This is a genomic window from Streptomyces sp. NPDC002671, assembly GCF_053592475.1.
This window is the reverse complement of the sequence record NZ_JBSFVU010000107.1, coordinates 1-7,511: the sequence shown is the minus strand read 5'-3', so window position 1 is coordinate 7,511 and position 7,511 is coordinate 1. Positions and strand designations below refer to the sequence as shown.

General features: G+C 67.1%; 9 protein-coding genes and 3 pseudogenes. 8 read left to right on the top strand and 4 right to left on the bottom strand.

Going from position 1 to position 7,511, the window contains the following annotated elements:
* Positions 1-224: 224 nt before the first annotated feature.
* The gene (locus ACWD35_RS44270) at positions 225-746 is read left to right on the top strand and encodes an IS110 family transposase (protein ID WP_451356991.1); all 522 of its coding nucleotides are present in this window, start codon (positions 225-227) and stop codon (positions 744-746) included.
* Between the two features lie 104 nt (positions 747-850).
* On the opposite strand, the gene ACWD35_RS44265 is transcribed toward ACWD35_RS44270, so the two are convergent.
* Positions 851-1,240: a hypothetical protein gene (locus ACWD35_RS44265; protein ID WP_451356990.1), complete on the bottom strand. Its 390-nt coding sequence runs from the start codon at positions 1,238-1,240 to the stop codon at positions 851-853.
* Between ACWD35_RS44265 and ACWD35_RS44260 the strand changes: the two genes are divergently transcribed.
* The 3 genes and pseudogenes from ACWD35_RS44260 to ACWD35_RS44250 all read left to right on the top strand — a co-directional run bounded on the left by ACWD35_RS44260 (position 1,239) and on the right by ACWD35_RS44250 (position 2,800).
* Positions 1,239-1,892, top strand: a complete 654-nt coding sequence (locus tag ACWD35_RS44260; protein ID WP_451356989.1) for a hypothetical protein — start codon at positions 1,239-1,241, stop codon at positions 1,890-1,892. The two genes, ACWD35_RS44265 and ACWD35_RS44260, sit on opposite strands and share 2 nt — an antisense overlap.
* Positions 1,865-2,008, top strand: a pseudogene (locus ACWD35_RS44255) (hypothetical protein); the annotation flags it as partial. The gene ACWD35_RS44260 and the pseudogene ACWD35_RS44255, both read left to right, overlap by 28 nt.
* Before the next feature lie 18 nt (positions 2,009-2,026).
* Complete coding sequence (locus ACWD35_RS44250; protein ID WP_451356988.1) at positions 2,027-2,800, top strand: helicase associated domain-containing protein; 774 nt, start codon at positions 2,027-2,029, stop codon at positions 2,798-2,800.
* 227 nt (positions 2,801-3,027) lie between these two features.
* Here the strand turns inward: ACWD35_RS44250 and ACWD35_RS44245 are convergent, their stop codons facing one another.
* Positions 3,028-3,495, bottom strand: a complete 468-nt coding sequence (locus tag ACWD35_RS44245) for a MarR family winged helix-turn-helix transcriptional regulator (RefSeq protein ID WP_451356987.1) — start codon at positions 3,493-3,495, stop codon at positions 3,028-3,030.
* Positions 3,496-3,612: 117 nt separating this feature from the next.
* Between ACWD35_RS44245 and ACWD35_RS44240 the strand changes: the two genes are divergently transcribed.
* Together ACWD35_RS44240 and ACWD35_RS44235 are read left to right on the top strand one after the other, a co-directional pair.
* Positions 3,613-4,005: a nuclear transport factor 2 family protein gene (locus ACWD35_RS44240; RefSeq protein WP_451356986.1), complete on the top strand. Its 393-nt coding sequence runs from the start codon at positions 3,613-3,615 to the stop codon at positions 4,003-4,005.
* Between the two features lie 167 nt (positions 4,006-4,172).
* A pseudogene (locus tag ACWD35_RS44235) lies at positions 4,173-4,550 on the top strand (helix-turn-helix domain-containing protein); the annotation flags it as partial.
* Between the two features lie 180 nt (positions 4,551-4,730).
* Here ACWD35_RS44235 and ACWD35_RS44230 read toward each other — a convergent pair.
* Positions 4,731-5,114 carry a hypothetical protein gene (locus ACWD35_RS44230; RefSeq protein ID WP_451356985.1) on the bottom strand — a complete coding sequence of 128 codons (384 nt, stop codon included), beginning with the start codon at positions 5,112-5,114 and terminating at the stop codon, positions 4,731-4,733.
* 323 nt (positions 5,115-5,437) lie between these two features.
* On the opposite strand from ACWD35_RS44230, the pseudogene ACWD35_RS44225 reads away from it, so the two are divergent.
* A pseudogene (locus ACWD35_RS44225) lies at positions 5,438-5,596 on the top strand (GNAT family N-acetyltransferase); the annotation flags it as partial.
* A 115-nt stretch (positions 5,597-5,711) separates the two neighbouring features.
* A complete protein-coding gene (locus ACWD35_RS44220) occupies positions 5,712-6,209 on the top strand; it encodes a hypothetical protein (RefSeq protein ID WP_451356984.1) in 498 nt (165 codons plus the stop codon).
* A 554-nt stretch (positions 6,210-6,763) separates the two neighbouring features.
* Here ACWD35_RS44220 and ACWD35_RS44215 read toward each other — a convergent pair.
* Complete coding sequence (locus ACWD35_RS44215) at positions 6,764-7,420, bottom strand: group II intron maturase-specific domain-containing protein (protein WP_451356983.1); 657 nt, start codon at positions 7,418-7,420, stop codon at positions 6,764-6,766.
* Positions 7,421-7,511: the final 91 nt, after the last annotated feature.

Here is a 7,511-nt window from a genome sequence, read left to right as displayed (position 1 = left end):
TCACGGAACTCCGGATCGAACTTCCGTCGCTTCTCCGCCATGACTCCCAACTTCCCCTGCAGTCACGGTCTTCACGCTACGAGGGGAGGGACATTGCTGCCTTGCGTTTGATCTGCCGACCGCTGTCTGAGGCGGTGCGTGCTGCCACCGAAACGGTGGGGCGTGTCCCGATAGGAGCCTTCGCAACAGGCACCATCACAGTGAGGCAGGCGACCGTGCCCAGCATGACTCAGCAATGCCATCCACGTCACGACACGGCAGATCAGGATGAACAGATCCTGCTCGGAGTCGACACGCACAAAGACGTCCACGTGGCTGCGGTCATCACCAACACCGGACTCCTGCTGGACACTCGAGGCTTCCCCACGACCCGGGAGGGCTACCGCCGGCTCCTCTGCTGGGCGCGTGCTTTGGGGCAGTTACAGCAGGCCGGAGTGAAGTGCACCGGCTCCTACGGAGCCGCCCTCACCCGCTATCTGCACCACGAAGGCATCACGGTCACCGAGGTCAACCAGCCCGACAAGGCCGCCCGGCGCCGGCACGGCAAGTCCGACTCCATCGATGCGGCAGCCGCCGCCCGGGCGGTCCTCTCCGGCCAGGCCACGGCCACCGCCAAGACGACCGACGGACCGGTCGAGACAGTCCGGCTGTTCAAGATGGCCAAGACCTCCGCGGTCAAGTACCGTTCCATGGCCATCAACCAGCTCAAGGCCGTACTCCTTTCACAACAGGCCCTCGGCGCATAGCGAGTCCTGTCGCCGGGCAGAAGGGGCCGGGAGTGCGTTTCAGCCTTTCCACTGCTTCGAGCTCGTAACACAATCTTGTGGCCTCAGAGGCGGAGCACCGAAGCTCACCTCTCGGGGTCGGACCAAGTCGCCACAAGTGCTCGCCGATCTGGAAAGCGGGGACCGGAGACTATCTCCTGGATGGGTTCACCGTTGAGCCAGCACACTTGCTCGGGGGCGCCGTCGCCAGTGTCGAACAGACAGCACACTCCGCCGCTGTCGGCGGTGAGGTCGGTGAACACCTTCCTGATGTTGGCCGACCGCGCGAACAAGCGGCTCATCCCCGACGTCGCTGCCCAGCACTCCACCGACGTGTAGCCAGGGTGCAGGAGGGACTCGAACCGGATCGTCGCGTAGATGTACCCGATCTGGATGCGCCCGCCCGCCTTGGGTTCAAGGCCGTGCGTCTGCGCGTACTCGCGCAGTGCATCATCGACGTTGAACATGAGGGACATGTCGAGCTCGAGCGTGCAACTGCGAGCGCTCGAATTTCCTGCACGGCCCGCGAGCGACCCGCCGCGGCCGTTCACGCCGCTGTGGCGACGGCTGGTCAACTGGCTGTGCGGCGAACACAAACCCAACCACCGGCGCCGCGTGCTGGGCGAGGGCGTCGACACCAAGAACTGCGACTCTGTCTACTTCGCCGACGTACGCGGCTCCATGCCTGACTTCGTCCAAGCCGTCGGCCGCGCGCTGCGGATGCAGCCGGGCGAGGGGAAGGTGGCCAGCCTGGTCGTGCCGGTCCTGCTCGGGCCGGGCGAGACGGCGGACAACATGCTGACCTCGCGGGCGTTCGGCGGGCTGGCAAAGCTGCTGGAGGCGCTCAGGGCGCACGACGCCCGGGTGGTGGAGCAGCTCGCCGAGCAGCAGGCACCAAGCCGTGTCAGAGGCGTTCAAAGCCGCAGCAGGATGGAAGGCGAGGGAGGCGAGAGCGACCAAAGCGACCATCTTTCAGAGCCGGCCCGGGCACTGCTGAAGTTCAGCGCACTCCGCGACCCGGCGCAGCTGGCCGCGTTCATCAACCTGCGCGTCCTCACTCCGAACACCAGCACTGGCGACGCGGCTTCGAAGCCTCCGTCATCTACCAGCGCATCCACGGCGACCTGAAGGTACCGTTCACCTACCGCGTCCCCGCCAAGGACGACCAAAAGGCGCAGGCCGAGGAGTGGCCGGCCACGCTCGCGCGGTTTCCGCTCGGCCAGTGGATCGCCGACGCCAGACGCTTCCACACCCGCGGCAACATGGATACCGAGCGCGTAGAACAGCTGGAAAAGCTCAGCATGGTCTGGTCGCACTACGACGTCGCCTGGGAGGAAGGACTCGCCACCGCACGCGGGTGGGCCGAGGAGAGCGGGCACCTGCTGGCGCCGCTGGACGCCACCCACCAGGGCTACCGGGTGGGCATCTGGCTGAGGAACCAGCGGGCCACCGCGCGCAAGGCCGCCGAGATCGAACAGCGGCGTGCCGAGGGCCTGCCGGTGGGGCCGGCGGCCGGGCCACTGTCGGAAGGGCGGCGCGAGCAGCTGGAGGACATCGACCCCTCCTGGTGCCCGGCCTGGCCGGTGGAGTGGCAGCGCGCCTTCCACCTGGTCCGGCTCCACCTGGAGGCTGGCGGCGAACTACCGCTGGAGCCGGGCGACGTCGTGCACCAGGGCGAGGACCTCGGACGGTGGGTGAAGTTGGCGCGGTTGGGCTGGGACAAGCTGACGACCGTGCAGCAGTGGCTGTGCGGGCAGGTCCTCGGGATCGAGCCCGCGGCCGAGGACGAGAAGCCGCCCGCGCGCCGTACGCAGGCCGACAAGTGGGCCATGAACTACGGCGCCGCCAAGCAATTCTACGAGCGCGAGGGGCACGTCCAGGTGCCGAGGAAGCACGTCGAACGGATCGTCGGTGAGGGCCAGGAGGAGCAGGAGCTCAAGCTGGGTACGTGGATCGGGAACCAGCGGAGCAGGGCCGCGACGCTGGCGCCGGAGCGGGTGGAGCTGCTGTCCACGATCGGGATGCGCTGGGCGTAGCGGCGTACGGACGAACAGCGGGCCGGGTGATCCTCTCCGGCCCCGCTGTCGTGGGTCAGGCGGTGCTGAACTCGTGGGGGTGGCCGCCGCGCCACCCCAGCCACTGCGGGTCGTCCAGGACGGTCTACCGGATCAGACCCGGCCGCGAGGCTGAATCCCACAGAATTGGCCAAGTGGTTCGTCGAGTCGCGTGCGGGCTTCACGGGTGCGCGAGATGGAGGTGACGGTCAGTCGGCTTCCCGCGTATTGCCGGGGGCGAAGGGGCCCTCGTCGACGAATCGCCGCAGCCAGCGGGCGAAGGCGCGGGCATCCTCGCGAGGCCAGGAGCCGAGCGAGTCTTCGATGCGGGAGGCCAATCGTTGTCTGGTGGTGTGCACTGCATCGCGGCCCGCGTCGGTGAGAGCGAGCAGGGTCGCGCGGCCGTCCGCGGGGTCCGGTTCTCGCCGCAGTAGGGCGGCCTGCTCCAACCGGTCGGCCCGCCGGGTGACGGTAGTGCGGTCGAGTCCGATCTCGCGACCGAGGTCGGCGGCGCTACAGGGGCCGGTTCGAGCGAGACCGCTGAGCACTGGGTAGGTGAAGTCGTCGACCGCCTCTCCCAGGCCCTCGGTCAGCTGTGCGTAGAGGTGGTCGCGGGTGCTCCGCCGTAGGAGCAATCCCAGCGCGTCGGCGATCTCATTCCCGGTCCCGTTCGTCATGCCTCCAGATTAGCGTGCGCGGAGCACGCTTCTTGCGCTACTATGGATGCGTGCTTCAGGCACGCATTATTCGTTCGGCGCACCACGTCGACAGCCACAGCAACAGAAGGAAGGCTCATGTTTCGCACCGACGTCAGCACGGCTCTCACCGATCTGCTCTTCACCCCGGGACTCGACCTGGATGTGGCCGCCGACCGCCACTTCGCCCCTGACTACCGTCAGCGCACCGACGGCCGGTGGGACAATCGGCAGGAGTTCCTGGCACACATCGCCCATCTGCGCCAAGTCGTAGCAGGCGGCTCGGTCCAGGTGCACGACGAGCTCGTGGACGGCGGCCGATACGCCGACCGGCACACGGTGAACGTCACCAAGAACGACGGAGCCACCGTTCGCATGGAGGTCTACCTCTTCGGGGAGTTTGCGCCCGACGGGCGCTTCCGCCGGATCGAGGAGACCACTCTCATGCTCGAAGGCGCCGGAGACGACCGCAATCTCGGCAGTGCTCGCTGAGCAGCCACCACGAAGCCGGTCAGAGCGGCCACGGTCCGGAGAGGCCACGCCTCGCGCGATCAACGTCTGCGAGAAGACCCCCTGCGAGTTACCTCGGCGGTCCCCACCTCCGCGTCGCGCGAAGGTACGGATCTACAACCTCACCTGCGTGAGCGGGCGGCATATCCCGGCTTATGCAGCAGGGTCTGAGCAACAAAGAGGCGGCCGGATCGTCGGCATCAACGAGAAGGCCGGTCGACGCTGGCGTAATGGCCGTAGCGCCGGCCGCAGGCAGAAGGCGGCACCACCGATCAACACGGTGGTGCCGCCTTCTGGTCCGTCCCGGTACTTGCGCGAGGCCGACCGGATCTACATCGCTGACCGGCTGCGGGAAAAGGCGACGGTCCAGGCGAACGCCGCCGAGCTGGGCCGCAGCCCGTCCACCATCAGCCGGGAGATCCGCCGCAACCGCACCGTCGGCACCCGCGGCCAGCGGCACTACCGCCCGCACGCCGCCCAGGCCCGCGCCGATGCCCGCCGGCTCCGCCCCAAGCCAGGGAAGATCGTCGACGCCGATCGGAACCGCGAGGGGGCGCAGTTCCCTCTTCATCGGAGGGATGACGGGCAGGAAGTACCGGCTTCCGGCGTAGCCGCGGGTCTTGGACCGCAGATGCGCCCGGCGTTCGGACTCCAATGTCCTGTCTCGTGAGCAGGTGTCATGCCCGAGGCGGCATGACTGCCTGGGTTCAGGACTGCGACGGGTCGGACTTTGGAGTCGCGACGGCGGTGGCGCGGACGAGTTCCGTGGTGGCCAGCAGGTCGTCGCTGTCGGAGAAGATCTGACTGTGCTCGAGGTAATAGCCGCTAGCGGCGCCGATGAGCTGGTTGGCGAGAATGACGTGCCGGACGCTGTCGTAGGTCTGGCCGTCGGCCGGGAAGGAGATGCCGGCTGCGATCAGAGCCAGCGGCGGGGGTTGGTCCGGCGGCTGCCCGTTGCGCAGGGATGCGTTCATCGAGCGCGTGAAGCTCGGCGGGTACCAGCAGTCGATGATCGAGGCGATCAGTGCCCGTCCGCGCAGCTCAGGATCGGTGGGGGTGACCCAGACCTGGTCCCATCCCGGGTGTGGCACCGAGCCGTCGGCCGGTACACGAACCGGGCGGTGACCGGGGGAAGCGTCGGTGAGGGGGTCTTCATCGGCGGGTAGTTCGTGCGACGCTGGACCCGCGGCCGTGCCGTGTCGCCAGGCTCGGTCGGGCCCAGCCGAGCGGCACCGGTGATCATCGAGGCGACAGCGGCCCCGTGCTGCTCCTGCCGGAAGGTGACCGTGACCCGCGCCGTTGCAGCCACGCCCCGGGCTCCGTCCACTGTGATGTCGACGGGGCCCGCCGCCGCGTACCTGAGCACCTGCAGATGTACGTGCCGGACCAGCGGGAAGTCGACGCCCAGCTGTTCCTCGCCGACCGGCCCGAGGCCCTGGCCGTGCTCACGGTCGACACGCGCCTTCAGGCGCTGTGCGAGGGCTGGGGGTACCGGAAGGTCGGCGAGCACCAGCCGTTCCCAGACTCCCCGCTGTATGCCGTGATGCTGCTCGACCGCACACACACAGCCTGAACGACACCACAAGGCGGCCCGCTCCCACCCGGAGCGGACCGCCGTCGTCCTCAGCGCACACTTCCGTTATGCACACAGATCTGCTGATATGTGAATCATAGGTTCAGGTCCTCACATGCGGGATCTCGGCCAGAACTTCGTTCGCTGCCTCAGAGAATCGCCCGATGCTGTCTTCGATCGCGTCGGACATGTGGTTCCGCACCTCGTCATCGAGAGGCCCATGGCGAGGCAGGGAATTCGGCAGGATGCGATGCGTCGTGTCGGCTTCGACTGCACGTATGTACACCTGGATTGCTTGCTGTATCCCTTGAGCAGTCCGCACAAGGGCTGGCCCTACGAGATCCAAGCGAGTCACCGCTTCGTCCAGCTCAACCATCTTGGGCGTCAGCTCAGTGAACAGCAGATCGCGGGCCCGGTCATGCGCTTCGTCGCGCTCGCGCCGCGTCGCATCGCGCGCAGGACGTATCCCGCCCACTTGCGACTCAACCTCGGTCAGCTTCAGTCTTTTCGCCTTGGCCTGCTACAGGAGGTGCAGGCAGGCATCCGCCCGCCGGTCTCGCATCCAGTGCGCGTGCTCCGCCACTGCCTGGTCGAGCGCCTGCTGGCGCAGTGAGTTCGTGGTCCACCGCGTCGTCAGCAACGAACTGCCCATCGCAGCCACGGAGACGCCACCGGCGATGGCTGCCGCCACGACAGCCGCTATCCCTTGATCCATGCGCATATCTTGCCGTGTCGGCGATCTGGAGGAGCGCGTGAAACCCTCGAACCGGCCCTGCCCATCGCGCAGTTACCGAAGGCGCGATCGAATCCGTTACGCCAACCGGAGGCGGGCGCGGTCGGAGGCCGGGGATGGCGTCGGGGATCGCTCCGGCTTCCCCACTCGACGACCAAGATCGTTCTTGCTTCGTCGCGCAAAGTTTTGATTCGGCGCCGACGTGCAGAGACCGGCACGGCGTGCAGCGCACTGCTATCTCTCTGTGATACAGCGAGGTCATCGCTGCGGCCTTACCGGGGCCCTGGGGAAGGGTGTGGCGGAGGTGATCCTGATCTTCGCGGAGAAGCGTCCCTGGTCGACGTGATGGTCGGGTCGCCCGGGGGAATCGCACCCCCGGGCTCCCACAGAACCGTGCGTAACAGTCTCCCGTTACACGGCTCTTGTCCTCCTGATCACCGGAACTCTGGTGTCCATGCCCACTGGGCGAAGAGCCTCGGGTACTGGCGCGTGACGCGATTCCAGCACGCGTGGGCCTTCTTGAACGACCGAAGCCGTCGATACTTCTTGCGGACCCACCGCATCAGGTAGGTGTTGATGCGGTGGAGGAGGGGATGCAGCTCGGAACGATAAAACGCCCCGTAGTACTGCATCCAGCCCCGCACGATCGGGTTGATGCGTCGTGCGAGGTCAAAGAAGGTGAGATGGATCTGCCGGTGGAGCCGCCAGGAGCGGATCTCCGCGCTGATCTTCTTCTGGGCGTCCTTGCTGATCGCTGGCAGGAAGCCGGTGAAGTTCGTACCGTTCCTGTTCCGCGCTCCGCGGGCTCGGAAGGTGAACCCGAGGAAGGTGAACGACGTGTGCTCGTAGGAGCCACGCCGCTTACCGTCCTTGCAGTACACAATCCGGGTCTTGTCGGGATGCAGCCGCAGCCCGACGTCGTCCATCCTGTTCGCGAGTGCGGCCAGGACCTCGCGGGCCTGACGCTCGCTGACGCAGTGCACGACCGCGTCGTCCGCATACCGCTCGAACTGGACTCCCGGATACGTCCGGGTGAGCCACATGTCGAACGCGTAGTGCATGAACAGGTTCGCCAGCACGGGCGAGACCACGCCTCCAACGCAATGGATAACCGGGCTGTGTGTCGCCCTCGGCGTCGGAGTCCGGTGACTGACCGTGTTCGGCTGGGGTGTGCTCGCGGAT